The 19,600-nt window shown below is 70.5% G+C and carries 22 protein-coding genes; 4 read left to right on the top strand and 18 right to left on the bottom strand.

Translation table 11 applies throughout. The features are described from left to right. The first annotated feature begins 4 nt into the window (after positions 1 to 4). Genes ACMCNO_RS32305 through ACMCNO_RS32290 form a run of 4 tightly spaced genes read left to right on the top strand, consistent with a single transcriptional unit; the run spans position 5 to position 1,731 of the window. Positions 5 to 391, top strand: a complete 387-nt coding sequence (locus ACMCNO_RS32305; RefSeq protein ID WP_412753200.1) for a response regulator — start codon at positions 5 to 7, stop codon at positions 389 to 391. After that, the gene (locus ACMCNO_RS32300) at positions 388 to 876 is read left to right on the top strand and encodes a chemotaxis protein CheX (RefSeq protein WP_412753199.1); all 489 of its coding nucleotides are present in this window, start codon (positions 388 to 390) and stop codon (positions 874 to 876) included. The genes ACMCNO_RS32305 and ACMCNO_RS32300 overlap by 4 nt, the downstream gene beginning before the upstream one ends. Continuing rightward, positions 873 to 1,235 carry a response regulator gene (locus tag ACMCNO_RS32295; protein ID WP_412753198.1) on the top strand — a complete coding sequence of 121 codons (363 nt, stop codon included), beginning with the start codon at positions 873 to 875 and terminating at the stop codon, positions 1,233 to 1,235. Before ACMCNO_RS32300 ends, ACMCNO_RS32295 begins: the two co-directional genes overlap by 4 nt. Before the next feature lie 7 nt (positions 1,236 to 1,242). Further along, on the top strand, positions 1,243 to 1,731 hold the full coding sequence (locus tag ACMCNO_RS32290) for a hypothetical protein (RefSeq protein WP_412753197.1): 489 nt from the start codon (positions 1,243 to 1,245) through the stop codon (positions 1,729 to 1,731). 80 nt (positions 1,732 to 1,811) lie between these two features. On the opposite strand, the gene ACMCNO_RS32285 is transcribed toward ACMCNO_RS32290, so the two are convergent. From ACMCNO_RS32285 to ACMCNO_RS32200, 18 genes are all read right to left on the bottom strand, one after another. Then, positions 1,812 to 2,105, bottom strand: a complete 294-nt coding sequence (locus ACMCNO_RS32285) for a hypothetical protein (protein ID WP_412753196.1) — start codon at positions 2,103 to 2,105, stop codon at positions 1,812 to 1,814. Between the two features lie 3 nt (positions 2,106 to 2,108). Beyond that, the gene (locus tag ACMCNO_RS32280) at positions 2,109 to 3,653 is read right to left on the bottom strand and encodes a hypothetical protein (protein ID WP_412753195.1); all 1,545 of its coding nucleotides are present in this window, start codon (positions 3,651 to 3,653) and stop codon (positions 2,109 to 2,111) included. Then, a complete protein-coding gene (gene flhA / locus ACMCNO_RS32275; RefSeq protein WP_412753194.1) occupies positions 3,631 to 5,670 on the bottom strand; it encodes a flagellar biosynthesis protein FlhA in 2,040 nt (679 codons plus the stop codon). Before flhA ends, ACMCNO_RS32280 begins: the two co-directional genes overlap by 23 nt. A gap of 174 nt (positions 5,671 to 5,844) precedes the next feature. Beyond that, complete coding sequence (locus ACMCNO_RS32270; protein ID WP_412753193.1) at positions 5,845 to 6,939, bottom strand: flagellar biosynthesis protein FlhB; 1,095 nt, start codon at positions 6,937 to 6,939, stop codon at positions 5,845 to 5,847. A 40-nt stretch (positions 6,940 to 6,979) separates the two neighbouring features. Further along, entirely contained in the window at positions 6,980 to 7,744 is a 765-nt protein-coding gene (locus ACMCNO_RS32265; protein ID WP_412753192.1) for a flagellar biosynthetic protein FliR, read from the bottom strand. Beyond that, positions 7,741 to 8,652 carry a flagellar type III secretion system pore protein FliP gene (gene fliP / locus ACMCNO_RS32260; protein WP_412753191.1) on the bottom strand — a complete coding sequence of 304 codons (912 nt, stop codon included), beginning with the start codon at positions 8,650 to 8,652 and terminating at the stop codon, positions 7,741 to 7,743. Before fliP ends, ACMCNO_RS32265 begins: the two co-directional genes overlap by 4 nt. 14 nt (positions 8,653 to 8,666) lie before the next feature. Then, positions 8,667 to 9,110: a FliO/MopB family protein gene (locus tag ACMCNO_RS32255; RefSeq protein WP_412753190.1), complete on the bottom strand. Its 444-nt coding sequence runs from the start codon at positions 9,108 to 9,110 to the stop codon at positions 8,667 to 8,669. A gap of 6 nt (positions 9,111 to 9,116) precedes the next feature. After that, a complete protein-coding gene (gene fliN, locus ACMCNO_RS32250; RefSeq protein ID WP_412753189.1) occupies positions 9,117 to 9,866 on the bottom strand; it encodes a flagellar motor switch protein FliN in 750 nt (249 codons plus the stop codon). Continuing rightward, complete coding sequence (locus ACMCNO_RS32245; RefSeq protein ID WP_412753188.1) at positions 9,863 to 10,843, bottom strand: flagellar motor switch protein FliM; 981 nt, start codon at positions 10,841 to 10,843, stop codon at positions 9,863 to 9,865. Before ACMCNO_RS32245 ends, fliN begins: the two co-directional genes overlap by 4 nt. Before the next feature lie 103 nt (positions 10,844 to 10,946). After that, positions 10,947 to 11,402: a flagellar basal body-associated protein FliL gene (gene fliL / locus ACMCNO_RS32240; protein ID WP_412753187.1), complete on the bottom strand. Its 456-nt coding sequence runs from the start codon at positions 11,400 to 11,402 to the stop codon at positions 10,947 to 10,949. A gap of 19 nt (positions 11,403 to 11,421) precedes the next feature. After that, complete coding sequence (locus ACMCNO_RS32235) at positions 11,422 to 12,432, bottom strand: flagellar motor protein MotB (protein ID WP_412753186.1); 1,011 nt, start codon at positions 12,430 to 12,432, stop codon at positions 11,422 to 11,424. A gap of 3 nt (positions 12,433 to 12,435) precedes the next feature. Then, a complete protein-coding gene (locus ACMCNO_RS32230) occupies positions 12,436 to 13,224 on the bottom strand; it encodes a motility protein A (RefSeq protein ID WP_412753185.1) in 789 nt (262 codons plus the stop codon). Further along, positions 13,224 to 13,496 (bottom strand): flagellar FlbD family protein, encoded by a 273-nt coding sequence (locus ACMCNO_RS32225; RefSeq protein WP_412753184.1) that lies wholly within the window; start codon positions 13,494 to 13,496, stop codon positions 13,224 to 13,226. The genes ACMCNO_RS32230 and ACMCNO_RS32225 overlap by 1 nt, the downstream gene beginning before the upstream one ends. 205 nt (positions 13,497 to 13,701) lie before the next feature. Next, complete coding sequence (locus ACMCNO_RS32220) at positions 13,702 to 14,880, bottom strand: flagellar hook protein FlgE (protein ID WP_412753183.1); 1,179 nt, start codon at positions 14,878 to 14,880, stop codon at positions 13,702 to 13,704. 52 nt (positions 14,881 to 14,932) lie between these two features. After that, positions 14,933 to 15,385 carry a flagellar hook assembly protein FlgD gene (locus ACMCNO_RS32215; RefSeq protein ID WP_412753182.1) on the bottom strand — a complete coding sequence of 151 codons (453 nt, stop codon included), beginning with the start codon at positions 15,383 to 15,385 and terminating at the stop codon, positions 14,933 to 14,935. A 118-nt stretch (positions 15,386 to 15,503) separates the two neighbouring features. Beyond that, positions 15,504 to 17,792: a flagellar hook-length control protein FliK gene (locus tag ACMCNO_RS32210; protein WP_412753181.1), complete on the bottom strand. Its 2,289-nt coding sequence runs from the start codon at positions 17,790 to 17,792 to the stop codon at positions 15,504 to 15,506. Positions 17,793 to 17,842: 50 nt separating this feature from the next. Further along, positions 17,843 to 18,835: a transglycosylase SLT domain-containing protein gene (locus ACMCNO_RS32205; RefSeq protein ID WP_412753881.1), complete on the bottom strand. Its 993-nt coding sequence runs from the start codon at positions 18,833 to 18,835 to the stop codon at positions 17,843 to 17,845. Continuing rightward, positions 18,835 to 19,512: a flagellar export protein FliJ gene (locus ACMCNO_RS32200; RefSeq protein ID WP_412753180.1), complete on the bottom strand. Its 678-nt coding sequence runs from the start codon at positions 19,510 to 19,512 to the stop codon at positions 18,835 to 18,837. The genes ACMCNO_RS32205 and ACMCNO_RS32200 overlap by 1 nt, the downstream gene beginning before the upstream one ends. Positions 19,513 to 19,600 lie beyond the last annotated feature (88 nt).

Genomic DNA, 19,600 nt, shown 5'->3' with positions numbered 1-19,600 from the left:
CGCGATGCGCGCCATGGTGATCGACGACTCTCGCGCAATGCGCATGATCCTGAAGCGCATCGTCGCGAAGCTGAACTTCGAGGTGGTGGAGGCGGGTGACGGCCAGGAGGCCCTCGACCTGCTCGCCGGCATGGACGGGGTGCCGGAACTGGCCCTCATCGACTGGAACATGCCCAACATGAACGGGCTCGAATTCGTGACGAAGGTTCGCTCGGACCCGCGGCTGCGGGAGATGACCCTGGTCATGGTCACGACCGAGAGTGAACAGAGCCAGATCGTCCGCGCGTTGGCCGCGGGTGCCCATGAATATGTCATCAAGCCCTTCACGGAGGGCGCAATGATCGAGAAGCTGGCCCTGCTGGGCCTCGTTCCCACCGGAGCAAACTCATGAGCGTCGATGTCGTGGTGAGTGAGGCCGAACTCGCCGAAATGGTCGAGCAGGTCTGGATGTCGTACCTGGACCCTGAGGGTGTCGATCCGCTGATCGCCACCGGGGACTCCACCCAGCTGTGCGAGGTGCACTCATCGGTCTCCATCACCGGGTCCTGGAGCGGGCACGTCGTGTACGCCACCTCCACCACCGCGGCGCGCCGCGCCGCCGCCGCGTTCCTGGCCATGGAGCCGGACGAGGTGAGCGAGGAGGATCTCACCGACGTGCTCGGTGAGCTGGCGAACATCGTCGGCGGCAACGTGAAGGCGATGCTGCCGCCCGGTGCGCTGCTGTCGCTGCCGCAGGTCGTGCTCGCGCCCGAGGCGACCACGAAGTACCCCGCGGCCGAGCGGGTCACCGGCCTGTACGGCGTGTGGGGCGGCGAGCCGGTGTCCATTTCGATGTGGCAGAGCCGTGCGGACGTGAAGAAGGAGGGCGGCGAGTGAAGATCCTGATCGCGGACGACAGCCGGGTCATGCGGCAGATCGTCACTCGCACCCTGCGCCAGGCGGGCTTCGACGGGCACGACCTCATCGAGGCCACCGACGGCAAGGAGACACTGGACAAGGCGCAGGGCGAGAAGCCCGACCTCATCATCTCGGACTGGAACATGCCCGAGATGACCGGTGTGGAGGTTCTGCGCAGGCTGCGTGCCGCGGGCAACAACGTGAAGTTCGGCTTCGTCACGTCCGAGTGCACGCAGGAGATGCAGGACGAGGCCGCCGCGGCGGGGTCAGCGTTCTTCATCGTCAAGCCATTCACAGCCGAGCAATTCGACGAGGTGTTCACTCCGATCCTGGGATGATGTAGTCATGTCCGATACCTCGGTTATTCCCGGCTCGCTCGCCATCCGCAATCTCTTCGAGGACCTCCTCGGCCGCGAGGTCAGCGTCAGTTCCGGCAACCCGCTCGGCGCCGCGGACCTACCCACCGCGACCATCGCCATCTACACGGATCCATCCCAGCAGATGTACGCGGTGCTCGGCATGCAGCTCAGCCTCGCCGCGAACGCCGGCGCCGCGCTCGGTCTGCTGCCGGCCGGTGCAGCCGAAGACAGCATCGAGATGGAGAAGCTCCTCCCGAACATCGCCGAGAACGTCTTCGAACTCTGCAATGTTCTGAGCAGCGTGTTCAGCAACGTCGAGGGCGCACCGCGGGTCAAGCTCTACCAGGTCATCTATCCGGGCATGGACCTGCCGAACGACGCCAGGGCGCAGCTGCTGGCCCTCGGCAAACGCCTTGACCTCGACATCGAGGTGGCCCGATACGGCAAGGGCATCCTCTCGCTGTCCATCGTCTGAGAGCGCCGCCCCGACCTATCCGGCGGCCCGTTGCGCACAGGCCGTCATCTCCATGAGCACACGGCATGCAGTCGCGGGCGTCAGGACGGGTGCTCGGCCGACTCCGGATTCGCCGGACCACCCGGTACGGGCTTGCCCGGCTCGGCGGCCGCCGTGCCAGTCGTCGCGGTGTTGTCCGCCTCCGTGCCGGCCTCGGCGGTCTTGCCGTATCCCGCGGTGACGAAGCGCAGCCCGGCCAGCAGCAGCGCGGCGATCGGCACGGCGATGAGGAAACGGATCAGGACCTGCGAGATGTCGACGTCGTCGGTGGCGTAGCGGTACACCGCGGGCGCGCTCATCAGCAGCGCGAACAAAAGGACCGACGGGCGGATCATCCGCTACCTTCCCCGCGCCGCCCGGCGCGGCGTCGCGGCCATCGGCACGATGTCGGAGGCGATCCGGGCGCACAGCATCGCCGCCCAGGCGTGCGGGGTGGCCGGGCGGCCGTCCAGCGAGTAGATCGGGACGTCCAGGCCGAGCACGGTCGCCGGGTCCGTGGTGATCTCCACGTTGTGCACCACCAGCGCCTCGACGTCGCCGAGCGTCCGCAGGTGCCGCGCGGAGTCCGGGGTCTTGCGGGTCGCGTCGACCACCGCCCACACCGCGGTCGCGCCGAGCGCGTCGCACATGTCGTTGACCCAGATCGGGTCGGTGTCGCCGACCGGGGTGTCCAGCACGACGACCCAGGCGTTGTCCGCGGACTGCAGCTTCTCGGCGCGGGCGGCCGCCTGCGCGGGCGTGTGCATGACGCGGGAGGAGTGCATGCCGGTCCCGGCCGCCGAGGGGCCCGCGTAGAGCAGGTGGTTGGCGTCCAGGTCGATCTCCTGTAGCAGCTGCTTGCCGATTCCGATCGCGTGCGCGATCTCACCGGCCAGCACGAGGATGTCGCCCGGCGCCTCGGGGATGCCCGGCGCGGAGGGGCGCTGGGCCAGAACGGAGAGCACCCCGGCGTACGTGTCGCCGCCGGTGATCTGGGTGGCCAGTTGCTCGGGCATGCCGACCGAGATCAGGTTCATCACCACGGGGTCGCTCTGCGACGGCCGCAACTCGGTCGAGGTGGCGGAGACCGTGGCGACCTCGGTCGAGCTCGGGCTCAGGCCGTACGTGGCGGCGGCCGAGCGGGTCGGGGCGAGGGTGCTGGAGGTGGGGGTGTGCGGTTGGAACCGGACGTTCTCCTCCTCGGTCATGCCGAGGCCGCCCATCAGTTCGGCGAGGCTGGGCACCGGCGGCAGGGGACGTACGGCAGCCGGGTTCTCCGCGGACGGCACACCCATCCCGACGGCGGGCGCACCCATTCTCGGTGCGCCGCTGCCCATCCCGGAAGCGGCCGTGCCCATCCCGGATGCCGCCGCGCCCAGGCCGGTGGAGGCCGCCCCGGTGCCAGTCGTCGTGCCGCGCAGGCCGCCGTTGTTGACCGGGGAGCCGGTCGCCGTGGACGGGCGGAACGGCCGTACCGTCTGGGCCTGCGGCCGTTCCTGGGCCGCCCGCCGGGCCGCCATCTCCTCGGTCTTGTCCAGGCCCGCCATCAGCTGGGCGAACGCCGCGCCGCTGCCCGCCATGCCCTCGTCGTCACCGAGGCCCGCGGGCGAAGCCCCGCCCTGGCTGATCCGGTCCCGTGACTCGGCGCGTTCCAGCAGCTGTTCCAGGCCGCGGGGTTCGTCGGCGGTGGTGGTGGCCCGCCGGAACGGATCGGCGCTGGGCCGGTCCTCGGGGTCGGGTACCTCCACGGCCAGCTCGTAGTGCTGCTTGGCGAAGAAGCCGCCGAAGCCGCCGCTCCGCACCTTGTCCGCGGAAATGATGCGGACGCCGGAGCCGTACTCCTCCCGTACCTGGGCCAGCAGCGGCTCGATGGCTGGTCCCTCAAGCAACACCCGCGTAGGCACCGTTCACCACCCCCATGGTTTCGATCTGCGCGGTGGAACCGGAGATCTCCGAGTACGACAGCACCTGCAGCTTCTTGCTGCCGGCGCGCAGCAGGCGCATGAGCGGCAGCCGCAGCTGCGGGGAGCAGGCCAGCACCGGGCTGACCCCCTGCTGCTCGGCGCCCTCGACGAGGTGCCCTGCCTCGCTGACGATGGCCTCGGCCTTCAGGCCGTCGATCGCCATGAAGGCGCCGGTCTCGCTGGGCCGCAGCGACTCGAGCAGGCCCTGCTCCAGCATCGGGTCCAGCGTGATGACGGTCAGCCGGCCGTGGGCGGCGTACTGGGCGGCGATCGCCGGGCCCAGGGCGGCCCGGGCGGCCTCGACCAGGCCGTCGTGGTCGGCCGAGACCTTGGCGCGCAGCGAGAGCGCCTCGAAGATGCGGACCAGGTCGCGGATCGGCACACCCTCGTCCAGCATCGCCTGCAGGACCCGCTGGATCTGGCCCAGGCTGAGCAGGGTGGGCGTCAGCTCCTCGACCACCACCGGGTGGGTGCGCTTGACCGTCTCGGTCAGCGCCCGGACGTCCTCGCGGCCGAGCAGGCGGCTGGCGTTGTTACGGACGATCTCGGCCAGGTGGGTGATGACCACCGAGGCGCGGTCGACGACCGTGGCGCCGGACAGCTCAGCCTGGTAGTGCAGCTCCGCCGGAACCCACTTGCCCGCCAGCCCGAAGACCGGCTCCACCCCGGCCCGGCCGGGCAGGGCCTGCAGGCCGTCGCCGATGGCGAGGACCGTGCCGGGCGGCGCCTGGCCGGTGCCGGCGTCGATCCCGGAGATCCGGATCGCGTACGAGGACAGCGGTAGGTCGAGGTCGTCGCGGGTACGCACCGGCGGCATGACGATGCCCAGTTCCAGGGCCATCTTGCGGCGCAGGGCGCGGACCCGGTCGAGCAGGTCGCCGCCGCCGGAGTCGACGAGGTCGACGAGGTCGGGAGAGAGCGCCAGCTCCAGCGGGTCGACCCGCATCTCGCCCATGAGCTGGTCGGGGGAGTCCGGCGAGGGCCGGTCCGCCTCGGCGGCGACGGCCTCGACCTCGGGCTCCGGGTCCTTCACCCGCTGCGCGATGATCAGTACGGCCGCGCCGACCAGCAGGAACGGGATCTTCGGCAGGCCGGGGATGACGCACAGCGCGAGCGCCGCGCCGCCACCGATGCGCAGGGCCAGCTTGTTCTGGCTCAGCTGCTGGCTGACGCTGGTGCCCATGTCGCCCGTGGTGGCCGAGCGGGTCACGATGAGGCCGGTGGCGACTGAGAGCAGCAGGGCCGGGATCTGGGAGACCAGGCCGTCGCCGACACTCAGCAGGCTGTAGTGGTTCATCGCGTCGGCCGGGGACATGCCGTTCTGGATCATGCCGATCGCGAAGCCGCCGACCAGGTTGATGACCGTGATGATGATGGCCGCGATGGCGTCGCCCTTGACGAACTTCGAGCCACCGTCCATGGCGCCGTAGAAGTCGGCCTCGGCGGCCACCTCGGCGCGGCGCTTCCTGGCCTCGTTCTCGTCGATCAGGCCGGCGTTCAGGTCGGCGTCGATCGCCATCTGCTTGCCCGGCATGGCGTCGAGGGTGAACCGGGCGCCGACCTCGGCGACCCGCTCGGCACCCTTGGTCACCACGATGATCTGCACGATGATCAGAATCAGGAAGATCACCAGGCCGATGACGAGACTGCCGCCGACCACGAAGCTGCCGAACGCGTGGATCACCTTGCCGGCGTCACCGTCGCGGAGCACGAGTCTCGTGGCACTGATGTTGAGTGCCAACCGGAACAGCGTCGCGACGAGCAGGATGGCCGGGAAGGACGAGAAGTCCAGCGGCTTCTGCACGAACATGCTGACCAGCAGGATCAGCAGGGCGCCGGTGATGTTCAGCGCGATCAGGAGGTCGAGGAGGAAGGTCGGCAGCGGCACGACCATCATCACGATGATGCCGATGACCCCGACGGGTACGGCGAACCTGCTGAGGTTCCTGTTCTTCACGGCACCTTCCGAGTGTGGGAAGTCCGGGGCCGATCCGTGCCCTACTGGCGTGCCATCCCTGGCGTCCTTCTGATCGGCGGTCCGTCGCGGTCACTGAGCGGCAGTTTCCGGGCCCGGCGAGCCCATCGTCTCGCGGTTATGGACGGGATGTGAGTAAATCTCCCACATTGGCCCCTATGCGGCGGCAGCCACGGTTGCATGCGGGTTGCGGTGCATACCGGCAGCGGAGCCCTTGGACTTGAGGCTCATCACAAACGCCAGTACCTTGGCCACCGCGCCGAAGAACTCGGCCGGGATCTCGTGCCCCACCTCGGTGCCCTTGTACAGCGCCCGGGCCAGCGGCACGTCCTGCACCATCGGGATGCGGTGCTCCGTGGCCAGCTCGCGGATCTTCGTGGCGATCGCGCCCTGGCCCTTGGCCACGATCCGCGGCGCGCCCTTGGCCGGGTCGTAGCGCAACGCCACGGCCACATGCGTCGGGTTGACCAGCACCACGTCCGCGTTCGGCACGTCGGCCATCTGGCGGTTGCGGGCCATGGCCATCTGCCGGGAACGGATCTGTCCCTTGACGTGCGGGTCGCCCTCGGTGTTCTTGTGCTCCTGCTTGACCTCTTCCTTGGTCATGCGCAGTTGCTTGGTGGTGCGGCGGCGCACCACGAAGTAGTCGGCGGCGGCCATCACGATGCCCGCCACGGCGGCGATCCGGATCACCGAGATCGCCCCGCTGGTGACCAGCCCGATCAGCGTGCCGAGTGGCAGACTGCCCGCTGTCAGGAGCAGCGGCACCAGGCCCTTGACGGTGTTGTACACCACCACGCCGAGCACGGCCGTCTTCACCAGCGCCTTGGTCAACTCCCACAGCGACTGCGGGCCGAACATCTTCTTGATCCCGGGCAGCGGGTTGAGCCGGTTGAACTTCGGCAGGAACAGCTTGGTCGCGACCCGGATGCCGCCCTGGCTGGCGGCCGCGGCGATGCCCACCGCCATCATGGTCAGAGCCAGTGGGAGCACGGTCCAGGCCGCGCTCATCAGCCCTTCCTTCATGATGCCGAGGGCGACCTGCGGGTCGGGATCGGCGATCACTCCGGGGATCTTGGCCATCAGCTCCTGGGAGTGCTTCATCGCCGAACTCAGCGTCCTGGGCAGGACCACGCTCGCGGCCAGCATGCCCACCCAGGCGCCGATGTCCTGGCTGCGCCCGATCTGGCCTTCCTGCCTGGCCTTCTTGAGCCGCTGCGCGGTGGGCTTCTCGGTCTTCTCGCCGGCCACGTCACCTCCCCGGGTCTGCTGTCATCCCGTTCGGCGAGAATCAGCCACCGCTGAGCTGCACCACCGCGATGACCGCCTTGTCGACCAGGGTGTCCACCACGCGCGGCAGGGTGGCGATCGCGATGCCGGACAGCGTCAGCAACAGGAAGATCTTGGCGGGGAAGCCGAGCTGGAACGCGTTCAGCGAGGGTGCGACCCGGTTGAGCAGGCCGAACGCCACATCGGTGAGGAACAGGATCGCGATCAACGGGCCCGCGATCTGCAGTGCGGCCAGGAACAGTTCGCCCACCCCCTGGGTGAGCACCCGGCCCAGCGTGGCCACCGAGAACGTCTCGCCCAGCGGCAACGTCTTGTACGACTGCAGGAAGCCGCGCAGGATCATCTGGTACGCGTCCGTGGCGAACAACAGCGTCATAGCGACCAGGTTGTAGAACCGGCCGAACACCGAACTCTGGTTCAGCGACAGCGGGTCGAAGGCGGACGCGAGCGTGAACCCGCCGAACACGTCGAGCAGGTCGCCCGCCGCCTGCAACGCGGCGAAGTACAGCGCCGTGATGAAGCCGAGGCTGGCACCGACGAAGAACTGCAACGCCGCGCTCGTGATGATCGCCGAGGCGGTCAGCGGCGGCAGGCTGTCGATCAGGTACGGCGTCATCGACAACGCCAGCCCCACCGACATCAGCGCCTTCACCGGCCCCGGGATGAGCCGCGAGTTGAACGGCGGGCTCACGAGCAGCCACGCCCCGGCCCGCACCGACCCGAGCATCACCGCGACCAGCGTGGCGAGCGGGGCGTCGAAGTTCATCCGTAACTCGCCACCAGCGCCGTGATGATCAGACTCCAGCCGTTGACCAGCACGAACAGCAACAATTTGAACGGCAGCGCCACGGTCACCGGGGGCAACATCATCATGCCCAGTGACATCAGCGAGGCGGACACCACCATGTCGATGATGATGAACGGGACGAAGATGACGAACCCGATGATGAACGCCGCGCGCAGCTCCGACAGCACGAACGCGGGCACCAGGGTGGTCAGCGGCAGGTCGTCCTTGTTCGCCGGGGTCTCCTCGCCGGACACCTTGACCATCAGCGCGATCTCGTCCGGGCGGGTCGTCTTGTACATGAACTCGCGCAGCGGCTGCACGCCGTCCTTGAACGCCTGCGACTGGGACTTGTCGCCCTTGAGGTAGGGCTGTAAACCCTGCTCGTTCATCTGCGACAGCGTCGGTCCCATGATGAACAGCGCGATGAACAGCGCCAGCCCGGCCAGCACCTGGTTCGGCGGCATGCTGGTCAGCCCGAGCGCGTTGCGGGTGATCCCGAGCACCATGAAGACCTTGGTGAACGGTGTGCACACCATCAGCAGCGAGGGCAGCACCCACAACAGCGTGATGCCGAGCAGGACCACCAGGGAGTTGGCGGGCCGGTTCTGGCCGTTGACGTTGACGTTGACGTTGACCGCGCCGCTCGGGGGAATCGGGGCGGCCGGGGTGGTCGGCGCGACCGGCGCCCGGTAGGCCACCGGCACCACAGGGGCGTGCCGGGTCGGCGCGGGCTGGGCCGGCGAGGGGGCCGGGGTGGGCTGGGCCGGCAGGGGCTGGGCAGGCATGGGCTGGGCCGGTGCGGTGTGGGCCGGTGCGGGCTGGGATGGGGCGGCGGACGCCGAGGCCGCGGGCGCGAGCGCCAGCGCCAGGCCGGTCAACAGCAGCATGAGCCCGCGACGCATCATTTCCTCGACGTCCGATCTCGGAGGAACTCCATGGTCTGCCGCCACGTGCCCGGGGACAGCACGGAGCCGTCCAGACGGCCGCCGCGGTGCTTCACCGCCAGGTCCGCAGGGAGCGTGACGTCCGGGAGCGGGACTTCGGGCTCCAGTGAGACCGGGTCACGCACCTTCGTGTGCACCGTCGGGGGCGGCTCGAACGGCTGTAGGTCGGTCTCGCCGAGCAGGCTCACGTACTGGTCGGTCACGCCGAGGATGAGGGCCTTGTCGGCGACCTGCACGACCGTGACCACCGCGCCGCGAGCGAGCTGCTGGCGGTCCAGCACGGCGAGGTTGGGCGTCCTGTGGCGGCCGGTCAGCGGGCGCCGGACCACCTTGGCCAGGCCCCACATCAAACCGAACACGATCAGCAGCGAGAAGCCGATCCGCAGGACGAGTTCGATCACCGACGGCTACCCCTGTTCGCTGCCCGGGGCGACGATCTCCGTGATCCGAATGCCGAAGTTCTCGTCGATGACCACGACTTCGCCGCGGGCGATGAGGCGGCCGTTCACCAGCAGGTCCGCGGGGCTGCCCGCGGCCCGGTCCAGCTCCACGATCGCGCCGGGGACCAGCGACAGCAGTTCCCGCACGCTCATCCTGGTCCGGCCCAGCTCGGCCGAGACCTCCATCTCGACGTCGTGCAGCATGTCCAGGCCGCCCCGGATGGCGCCGATCTCCGCCCGGCGGGCCGGGACCCCGCCCGGACCAGCCTCCTCCGGCCAGGGGTTGAGCGCGAGCGCCACGATCGCCCGGACCGTCTCGCCGTCGAGCAGCGGCACGGCCACCGAGCCCGGCTTCGCGGCGAGCGCGCTGAGCGCCACGGCAGGCTCCATGACCTGACCCGGGTCGAGCACGACCGGCCCGAACGTACGGGCGGCCGCCTCCAGGGCCGGGCGGACCGCCGCGGTCAGGTCCAGCTCGCCGAGCGGGCTCTCCTTGAGCGCGTCGGCCAGGTCCTGCCCGACGACGATGACCACGTCGCCGGTGGCGGCGCCGCTGAACCGGGCGGTGATCGCCTGTCCGGTGGGTAGCGCGTCCTCGCTGGCCGCGACGGGGACGCCGACGGCCAGTTCACGGCTCGTCGGCAGGACGGCGCGGGCCGCCTCTGCGGCGCTGCGCGCCAGCGCGACCTGCGGCTCGGTGATGGTGGGCGCGGTCACAGGCGGCCAACCTCCTTCGACGGTTCCTGGGGCGACGGCACGACGAGGCAGGCGAGCCGGGCGCCCTGGTTACCCGGTACGGCGTGAGCGAAGACGGTGTCGTTGACGGTTACGTCCAGCGGCATGCTGATCGGGTGCCCCAACGGCACGACGTCGCCGGGGCGCAGATCCACGATGTCATCGGTACGCATACGAATGGGGTGGAATCGGACGGCTACGTCGATCGGAGCCGCGGAAAGTCCGGAGCTGAGGTTCCGGTGAGCGGTGTCGCGGGTGAGCCGCTCGGCCGCGGTCAGCTCGACCGTGTCCTGCCGCTCCAGCACCGGCAGGATCGTGTTGAACGGCAGGCAGATGCTGGCCACGCACTCCTCGGTGCCGATCTTCATGTCGAACAACGCGATCACCACGGCGTCGCCCGGCTGGTGCGAGCGCAGGAACTGCGCGTTGTACTCGACGTCTCGCAGCTTCGGCTGGATGTCGACCAGGGTCTCGAAGCCGTACCGCAGCTCGCCGAGCATGCGCTCCAGCAGGCCGCGCAGCAGCGGCATCTCCACCTCGGTGAGCGGCCGGTCCGGCTGGGGGCCACCCGGCCCGCCCAGCATGTGGTCGATGGCCGTCATGACTGCCGGCGAGGACATCTCGATGAGCACCGTGCCGGGCAGCGGGTCGAGCGACACCAGGCCCAGCACGGTCGGGTTGGCCAGCGCCGCGACGTACTCGTCGTAGTTCAGCTGTTCGATCGAGGTCAAGGCCACGCTGCTCACCACCCTCAGGCGCGTGGTGAGCAGCGTGCCGCAGCTGCGGGCGTACGTCTCGAACGCGATCTGCAGCGTGCGGACGTGCTCACGGGACAACTTGATCGGGCGGCGGAAGTCGTACGGTGCCGGTCCCCCGGAACCGCGCCGGGACATCTTGCCCCGCGCGGTGGCCGGCGCGCTTCCCCGCCCGGTAGCGGGCGCAGACGCAGAGTTGGTCACGTCGTCCTCATCGGCTCGTTTCGCGAACCACTGAGCCCGTGGGTCGCTTTGTGCACAGGTGTGCCGAATGCGCGGTCCGCCTCGCGGACCGCGCATCCGGAGGTCACTGCGTCACAAACTGGGTGAAGTAGATGTCCATGACGATCTGGGTTTTTTCTTCCTGGTATGCATGCACGAGCTTGGCCAGCAGGTCCTCCTTGGCCTGTGCCCGGCCCTTCTCCGTCTCCAGCACCCCGACGTCCATGCCGGTGTACTGGTCGATGGCCAGGTCGCGCGCCTCGGAGATGTCGATCTTCTCCTCGCCTGCGGCCTCGGTCAGCTGCAGAGAGAAGCCCAGCTTCAGATAATGGCCGCTGGCGAGGTTGATCGTCATCGGATCTTCCATGCTCACGACCACGCCCTTCACGGGCGGCTCCGGCTTCTCCTCCGTCTTGGGGGCGAACATGACGTAACCACCCGCCGCACCACCCCCGAGCAGGACGATGGCGGCAACGATGATCAGCAGAAACTTCTTCTTGGACTTCTTCTTCGGCGCGTCAGCGCCATCCTTCTCGCTCATCGAACCCCTCCTGTCGTGATCAGTCGTGCGTGGCGGTGTTGGTGGTGGTGGCCGGGGGCGCCTTGAGGGCGTCCTGGATGGCCTTCGCCTCGGCCGATGTCTGGCCCAGGTGCAGCTTGGCGTCGGGGCCCGCCGCGGCGGGTAGCAGCGCCGCCTGGTCGGGCTTCAGCATGGTGAGGACCACGACGTCCACCCGGCGGTTCATGGTGATCGACCGGGGATCCTTCGGGTCGATGAGCGGGTGCGTGTCGGAGAACCCGACCGCGCTCATCCGGCTCTTGGCGAGCCCGTCACCGGTGAGGTAGCGGACCACCCGCGAGGCACGGGCCGCGGAGAGCTCCCACCCGCTCGGGTAGAACGTCGTGGGGGCGTTCAGCTGGTTGGTGTGGCCGTCGACCTCGATGTTGTTCGGCAGCCTGACCAGCGGCGGCGCGATCGCGTCCAGGATCTTCTGCCCGCCCGGCTGCAGGTCCGCGCGGTTGCCCGCGAAGACCACCTCGTTGGTCACCACGGTGACCACCAGGCCGCGCCGGTCGATCACGAACCGCACCTGGTCGAGCAGCTTCGCCTTCGCCAGCGCGTCCGCGATCCGCCGCTCGATCTTCTTGAGGTCCTCGGCCTCCTTCGTCGCCGCCTGGGCGTTCTTGGAAGCCGCGATGCGCTTCTCGGCGACGATGGCCCGCTCGACCGCCTTCTGCTGCTGCGGCGACAGCTCGCCCTTGCCGGAGGTGCCGTCGCCCGGGTTGGCGCCCGGGTCGATCTCGACGAGCTGCGTGTTCTGGCCGTTGCCGTCCAGGGTCGAGGTCTGCCCGTCGAACGCGACCGACTTCGCGCCGAACCCGGCGGACAGGCCGGACGCCAGCTCGGCGAACTTGTTCTTGTCGACCGTGCTCATCGCGAAAAGGACCACGAACAGGACGAACAGCAGGGTGAGCATGTCGGCGTACGACACGAGCCAGCGCTCGTGATTGACGTGCTCCTCGTGCTCCTCGTGCCCGCCACCCCGGCGGCGCTTGACGCCCTTGGCCATCGCCTACGCCGCCTTCTTGGTGGACGCGGCCTCGGCGGCCTTGCGGGCGTCCGGCGGGAGCAGGCTGCGCAGCTTCTGGGCCACCAGGCGGGGGTTCGAGCCGGCCTGGATGGCCAGCACCCCGTCGATGATCAGTTCCATCTCCTCGGCCTCGATGCCGGAGAGGCGGGTCAGCCGGGAGGCCAGCGGCAGCCAGATCACATTGGCGCTGAGCACGCCCCACAGCGTCGCGACGAACGCGGACGAGATGGCGGGGCCGAGGCTCTCCGGGTCGGCGAGGTTCTCCAACACGTGCACCAGGCCCATGACCGTGCCGATGATGCCGATCGTCGGCGCGTATCCGCCCATGCCCTCGAGGAGCTTCATGCTGGCCTTGTCGGCCTTCTTCTTCGCGGCGACCTCGGCGTGGAGGATGTCGTGCAGCTCCTCCGGGTCGGTGCCGTCGATGGCCAGCTGCAGGCCGCGCTTGAGGAACTGGTGCTCGACCGTCTTGACCGCGTCCTCCAGCGCCAGCAGGCCCTCGCGGCGGGCCCGCTCGGCCAGCTTCACGATGTCGTCGACCAGCTTCGTCGGCGGCGTCACCTTGGCGAGGAACGCCCGCTGCAGCAGCTTGGGGAAGTTGAGGGCGTCCTTGAGGACGCCGCCGGCCGTGGCGGCCATGAACGCGCCGCCGAACACCAGCAGCAACGGGGCGAAGAGAAGGATCGACGACGCATGACCACCGTCGATGGCCTGGACGACGAAGACGATGGCCAGGGCGGCGACGACGCCGACGATGCTTGCGATGTCCATCAGCGGTCCTTCCGGTGCAGCGGGAGCACCACTGCGTCCTGCTTGTCGTCGGTAGCGAGGGACGCCGCGGCGTCCTCCATGCGGCTCGCCTGGGCGATAAGCGAGGCGCGGTAGTGGCGGACCGAGTCGATGAACTCGGGCACGGATTCGGCGATGACGTACTTCGTGCCGTCCACCAGCGTGATGACCGTGTCGGGCGTGCAGTCGGCGCGCTCGACGAGGTCCGGGTTCAGGGCGAACACGGCACCATTGAGGCGGGTTACGAGGATCACGAGCCGTCCTTGGTTGGTCTTTCGGCTGGTCGGGGCCGTCCGTGGCCCGTCACATGTCCATCGGACATGCAGGTGGTGCGATTGAGCGTGCGTTGGTCGCGATCCGGGTGCGATGGGTCCGGACCGTGGGCATGTCCGGATGCGGAAGCCGGACATGCGACGGCCGGGACAGGCTGGTCCTATCCCGGCCGTCCAACCATCAACGTCAGCGCTTGAGGTTCACGAGTTCCTGCAGGATCTCGTCGCTGGTGGTGATGATGCGGCTGTTCGCCTGGAAACCACGCTGGGCGATGACCAGGTTCGTGAACTCCTGCGCCAGGTCCACGTTGGACATCTCCAGCATGCCGCTGGAGATGAGGCCGAGACCGCCGGAGCCGGCCGCGCCGACCTGGGCCAGACCCGAGTTCACCGTGCTGCGGTACATCGAGTCACCGATCTTCTCCAGACCGTTGACGTTGTTGAAGTTCGCGAGCGCGAGCTGGCCCAGGGTCTGCTTGAGACCGTTGCTGAACACACCCACGATCTGGCCGGTGTTCGACACCGTGTACGAGCTGAGCACGCCCGCGCCGGAGCCGTCGGAGTTGCTGACCCGGGACTCGGTGAGGCCGCTGTACTGGGTGCAGTCCGTGATGTCGAGGTTGTAGCCGTTCATGGTCAGCGCCGTGACGGTCGGCTTGCCACCCACGAACGTGACGTTCTGCGGGGCCGGAGCGGGGACCTCGTTCGGCATGGAGACCGCCCACGTGTCCGCGGGCGCGGCCTGCTTGGTGAACCGCACCAGCAGAGGCTTGGAGGCGCCCGCGGCGTCGTACACCGTGACCGGGATGTCCTTGTAGTCACCGGCGACGGCCTCGTACGAGAAGTTGCCGGTGAACGTCATGCTCGTGGTCGGCGTCGGGGCCAGGCTGATGCCGATCGGCAGCTTGATGTTGCCCGGGGCGCCCGCGGTGTTGACCACGCCGTTGTTCGCGATCCAGCCCTGCACGATCTGGCCGTTCGGGGTGGTCAGCGAGCCGTTGCCGTCGAACGTGAAGGCGCCCGCGCGGGTGTAGAGCGACTCGCCGTTGCTCTTGACGACGAAGAAGCCGTCGCCCTGGATCATCATGTCCGAGGACTTGCCGGTGGTCTGCGCGGCGCCCTGGGTGAAGTTGGAGTTGATGCTCGCCATGCGCACGCCGAGACCGACCTGCGCCGGGTTCGTGCCGCCCGCCTGGGGCTGCGGCGCACCCGCCGCGTTGACCATCTGCGACAGGGTGTCCTGGAAGACCGCCTGCGCGGACTTGAAGCCGGTGGTGTTGACGTTGGCGATGTTGTTACCGGTCACGTCCATCATCTGCTGGTGGGCGCGCAGACCGGAGATGCCGGAGAACAGGGAACGCAGCATGTGGTTGGGGTGTCCTTCCCGGATTGGTGATTGGGATTCGGGCTGGGCTTGATCAGCCCGGGTGGTGGACTTCCGTGACCTTGGACAGCTGCACATCCGTGTTTCCGATCACCAGGATCGGTTCGCTGTCGCCGTTGAGCCTTGCCGTGCTGACGACACCCATCTGGGTGGCGCCGTCCGCGTCCTTGTAGGACACCGTCTGCCCGACCAGGGCGCTGGCCCCGATGAGCTGCTGGGCCTGCAGGATGCTCTCGATCTTGCCGAGCTTCTCGACCTGGGTGAACTGCGCGGTCTGCGCCAGGAACTGGGTCGAGTCCGCCGGGTTCGACGGGTCCTGGTACTTCAGCTGCGCGACCAGGAGCTTGAGGAACGTGTCCTGGTCGGCGAGGTTCTTGGAACGGCTGCCGGTGCCGGCGTCGGTGGTCGTCTTGTTGGTGTACAGCGACGTCGGCGCCTTGGTGACGTCGTAGTCGTTGCTGACGTAGCCGCTGATAGGCGAGGTCATGACGGCCCTCCTGGGTCGGCGTGGCGGGCGGAAATATCCGCTCGTCATCGAATTCGGCGGGGAACCCGCGGGGCTTAGGGTGCAATTGCGGTGCCGGCGGGCACGCCCGCCGGACGGGTCATGCGCGTACGTCGAGACGGCCTTCGCCGCCGGTGGAGACCGGGCCGGAGACAGCCGGGTCGGGCGCCGCCGGGGCGGTGTTCCCGCGCGTACCGCCGCCCGGTGAGCCGCCCTGGAAGGCGAACTGCTGGCGAGCCTGCTCCTGCTGGGGCGAGCCCTGGCGCAGCTCCAGGGAGCAGTTCGAGAACCCGGACTCGGTCAGCTGGCGCCGCAGGTCGTCCATGGCCTGGCGAAGCGTGTCCGTGCCCGCGTCCGTCGTACCGGTCAGCTGGACGTTGATCTCGCCGTTGCGGATCTCCGCGATCACCTGGACCGGGCCCAGGTCGGCGGGATGCAGATGCACGGTCAGGCGGTGCACGCCGTCGGCGTCCAGCCGCAGCGGGGTGATCCGGAGCGCCAGCTGCTCCGCGGCCGCGGCCGCGACCGGCGGCGGGGGCGCGGGCGCCGCGGCCGCCTCGGCCCGGGCGGTCGGGGCCACCGGGGAGACGGATACTCCCGCCAGGCCCGGCATCGCGGCCGGGGGAGCGGATCCGTCCGCCTGAGCCGGTACCGGGGGCGCGGATGTGTGCTGGTCCGAGGCGGCCTGGCCATCCGGGTTCCCGCCCGTCCCGGTGCCAACGGCACCGGCGGGGGCGGTCTGCGGGGTGTGGGGGCCGTTGGCGGTCCGGCCGTAGTCCGTGCCGGTCTGGGCCGTGCCGGACGGCTGTCCGGCGTTCGCGCCGTCGGCCGGGGTGGCGACCGGCTCGCCCGTGACGCCCGTCTGGGCGGCGGCGACCGGTGCACCCGGGCGGGACGCGGCGGAGGTTCCCGCCACGCCGTCCGGATTCGCGACCGTGGGGGCGGCGGCCGGCGTAGCCGCGCCCGGCGGTGTGGCCGGGTCGCCCGCTGCCGGGCCGACGGCGGTGAGCGCCGGGTCCGTGGCGCTGGGCTGGGCGAGGCCGGTCACGCTGGGGTCGGCGGCCGTGGTGGATCCGGCGGCGCGCAGGCTCGGCGCGACCAGGCCGGGCTGAACCAGCCCCGGCGGGACCGGGCCGGTCTGAGCGGGGCCGGCCTGAGCGGGGCCGGCCTGAGTGGGGCCGGCCTGAGTGGGGCCGGTCTGAGTGGGGCCGGTCTGAGTGGGGCCGGTCTGAGTGGGGCCGGTCTGAGTGGGGCCGGTCTGGGTCTGGCCGGGCTGGGCCGGGCCGGTGCTCACAGCGGGACCCGTGCCGGGCTGCGGAGGGCCGCCCGGGGTGGGCGTGCCGGGCTGAGCCGAGCCGATCGCCGCGCTGCCGGGCTGCCCCGAGCCGGTCGCGGTCTGGCCGGCAGCCAGCGCGTCGCCGGCAGCCGGGTCACCGGCTGCCAGGTCCGTCGGTGAGAACGCCGAGCCCGCAACATCCGTGGACGCGGGGGAGCGGCCCGCGACCGCCGTAGCGGACAGGCCCGTGGCAGCGGGTGCGGAGACCGCCGCCTCGATCGTGGCCGGGGTGTCCGTCGCCGCCACCGGCACGGGCAGGGCGACCAGGGGGATCGTGGGCACGGCCGAAATGGCGGCCTGGGGCGCCGCGTCGGTACGGGGGTCTTCGTCGTCAGTGGTGTCGCCGTCGCCGGGAGATGCCGGGGCGTCGTCGCCCGTGCTCTGCCCGGCCGCAACGGCGCCCGGCAGCAGCACGGAGGTCGGGTCGCCCGCCAGCCCGGACCGGTCCGCGGCGGTGGTGTCCACGGCCGCCGGGTCGAGCTCCACCGGGCTGTCCGGGCCCGGGCGAGCACCCGGCGCGGAAGGACCCGCGTCGGCGGGCGAGGTGGCAGTGTGCGCGGTGGCGTCCTGCGGGTCGGTCGGGGCGTCGGTGGCGTCCGGGCGGGCGGTGGTGCGTGCCTGGGCGCCGCGGCGGCCGGTCGCGGTGGCCTCGGCGTACCGCTGCTCGGCGGTGCGGGACTGCGCCCGGCGCTGCGCCGCGCGGTTCTCCCCGGCCCGCTCGCGGGCCGCGCGGCTCTGCAGCGCGCGATCCTGGGCCGCGTGGCCACGGTCGGCCTGCGCGGCCCGGCCCTCGGCGGCGTCGTCACGGGCGGCCCGGTCCTGCGCGGCCCGGCCCTGCGCGGCCCGGTCCTGCGCGGCCCGGTCCTGCGCGGCCCGGTCCTGCGCGGCCCGGTCCCGCGCGGCTGACGTGTCCCGGTCCGCGGGGCGGCTCAGCTCGGCGGACAGCGCCGAACCGAACGCCTCCCCGCCGACGCCGCGGGTGGTGCCCGGGCGGCGGGTGGCGTCGGTAGTCGTCCTGAAGTCCGCTCCGGCGACGGTGCTCGGCGTGCTCATCGGAAGATGTCCCCTCGATGTCTCGGTGTTCGGCCGTGCCTGGTGGGTGGTCAGCCGCCCAGCGCGGCGAGCGCCTTCTGGACCTTCGGTACGTACGCCTGGGTCTCCGCGAACGGCGGGATTCCCCCGTACTTGTGCACCGCGCCGCCGCCCGCGTTGTAGGCCGCGAGGGCCAGCGGCAGCGACTTGAATTCCTTGAGGTTGTGGGCCAGCAGCTTGGCGCCGCCGTCGATGGCCTGCGCCGGGTCGAACGAGTTGTCCACCCCGAGCCCGCGCGCGGTGGACGGCATGAGCTGCATGAGCCCCTGCGCCCCGGCCGGGCTGACCGCCTTCGGGTTGTAGCCGGACTCGACCTTGGCGACCGCGGCCAGCAGCTTCGGCGAGACGTGGTACTTGGCGCCGGCCTGCATGAACAGGTCCGCGTACGGCACTCCGGCGAGCCCACCGGACTGCTGCAGGGCGGCCGGGCGGGCCGCCGGGGCGGCGGCGCTCACGCCGGCCTGCACCGCCTCGGTGCCCAGCACCCGCCGGATGTGGGTCGGTGTCTCGTAGACCGACTGGATCTTGACGTGGTCGCCGGGCTTGGGCGCCGCGATCATCTTGTTGTCGCCGAGGTAGATGGCGACGTGGTCGACGGGGGAGTCGAACGCGAGGATGTCACCGGGCTTCGCGGCGGCGAGGTTGTCCACCTTCGTGCCGGCCTTGGCCTGCTGCCACGAGTTGCGGGGCAGCTCGACTCCCAGGTCGCGGAACGCCCGCTGCACCAGCGCGGAGCAGTCCAGCCCCTTCGCGGGGTCGGTGCTGCCGAACACGTACGGGGTGCCCAGGTACTTCTTGGCGGCCGCGACCACGGCGTCGCCGGTCACTCCGGCCGTGCCGGCGCCCGTACCGGTGGCGTCGGCCAGCGCCGAGGCGAAGGCCGTGCCGCCGGTCGCAGTGCTGCGCGACGCGCTGCTCGACGCGGTGGTGGTCGTGACCGGGGTGAGGCCGAGCTGGCCGTTCAGCTCCGCGATCCGGTTCATGACCCCGCTGACACCCATCATCACGCGCCGCTCCGGTTCTCGTCGTGCTCGGTGCTGTCGTCCTGGATGTCGGCCGGTTCGGCGTCGCGCTGAGGCCCGAACATTCCGGCCTGTCGGGCGGCGAGCACCTGGGCCGGGTCGGCCAGGTCGAACGCGGGGCGCTGCGCGGCCACCGAGTTGGCGGCGGCGCGGGCGATGGCCTCCCGGTCGGCGGCGGTGCCCCGGCCGTGGCGCAGCGGGTTGGCGCGCTCCTCACGGATCCCGTCGACTCCGCGCGCGGCGTTGCGGGCCTTGGCGGTGACCGCCAGCTCGTCGAGGTTCTGCTGGTCGACCGCGAGGTCGTGGTGGCGTACGGCCTCGGCGTGCCGTTCGGCCAGCATCTCGACGGCGCGGCGGCGCTTGGCGGCGTCGGCCAGCTCCTGCACCTTCACCTCGGTGGCCTCTTCGGCCTCGGTGACCATCCGGTGCGCGTCGAAGAGGCTGGCCGCCAGCGACTGCCGGGCCACGAGCGACGCGACCATGGCGCGGGCCGTGCCCTCGCTGGGCGCGTCGGAGCCGGTGAGCTCGAGCTGCCTGCGTTTGACGAGCGCCTGCGCGTCGCGGATCTCGGCGCGGGACTGCAGCACCGCCCCGCGGGCCGCGTCCTCCTGCGCCTTGCGTGCACGCAGCACGGGCGCAAGCCGAAACAACCGGTTCACGGGGCCTCCTGGGGCGGGCGGACGTCCTCCGGCTCCACCTTCGGCCCGGCCCCGGGGCCACTGAGCGCCTGCACCCGAGCTGCACCCT

This window comes from Krasilnikovia sp. M28-CT-15, from assembly GCF_047159595.1.
Lineage (GTDB): Bacteria > Actinomycetota > Actinomycetes > Mycobacteriales > Micromonosporaceae > Actinoplanes.
This window is presented reverse-complemented; position numbering and strand designations above follow the sequence as displayed.

Bases quoted from the DNA above. Each gene is read 5' to 3' on its own strand.
- ACMCNO_RS32285 (WP_412753196.1), bottom strand. From the start codon at position 2,105: ATGATCCGCCCGTCGGTCCTTTTGTTCGCGCTGCTGATGAGCGCGCCC.
- fliL (WP_412753187.1), bottom strand. From the start codon at position 11,402: ATGAGCGAGAAGGATGGCGCTGACGCGCCGAAGAAGAAGTCCAAGAAG.
- ACMCNO_RS32210 (WP_412753181.1), bottom strand. From the start codon at position 17,792: ATGAGCACGCCGAGCACCGTCGCCGGAGCGGACTTCAGGACGACTACC.
- ACMCNO_RS32235 (WP_412753186.1), bottom strand. From the start codon at position 12,432: ATGGCCAAGGGCGTCAAGCGCCGCCGGGGTGGCGGGCACGAGGAGCAC.
- ACMCNO_RS32230 (WP_412753185.1), bottom strand. From the start codon at position 13,224: ATGGACATCGCAAGCATCGTCGGCGTCGTCGCCGCCCTGGCCATCGTC.
- ACMCNO_RS32220 (WP_412753183.1), bottom strand. From the start codon at position 14,880: ATGCTGCGTTCCCTGTTCTCCGGCATCTCCGGTCTGCGCGCCCACCAG.
- ACMCNO_RS32300 (WP_412753199.1), top strand. From the start codon at position 388: ATGAGCGTCGATGTCGTGGTGAGTGAGGCCGAACTCGCCGAAATGGTC.
- ACMCNO_RS32215 (WP_412753182.1), bottom strand. From the start codon at position 15,385: ATGACCTCGCCTATCAGCGGCTACGTCAGCAACGACTACGACGTCACC.
- fliP (WP_412753191.1), bottom strand. From the start codon at position 8,652: ATGCTGCTGTTGACCGGCCTGGCGCTGGCGCTCGCGCCCGCGGCCTCG.
- ACMCNO_RS32305 (WP_412753200.1), top strand. From the start codon at position 5: ATGCGCGCCATGGTGATCGACGACTCTCGCGCAATGCGCATGATCCTG.
- ACMCNO_RS32205 (WP_412753881.1), bottom strand. From the start codon at position 18,835: ATGATGGGTGTCAGCGGGGTCATGAACCGGATCGCGGAGCTGAACGGC.
- ACMCNO_RS32265 (WP_412753192.1), bottom strand. From the start codon at position 7,744: ATGAACTTCGACGCCCCGCTCGCCACGCTGGTCGCGGTGATGCTCGGG.
- ACMCNO_RS32290 (WP_412753197.1), top strand. From the start codon at position 1,243: ATGTCCGATACCTCGGTTATTCCCGGCTCGCTCGCCATCCGCAATCTC.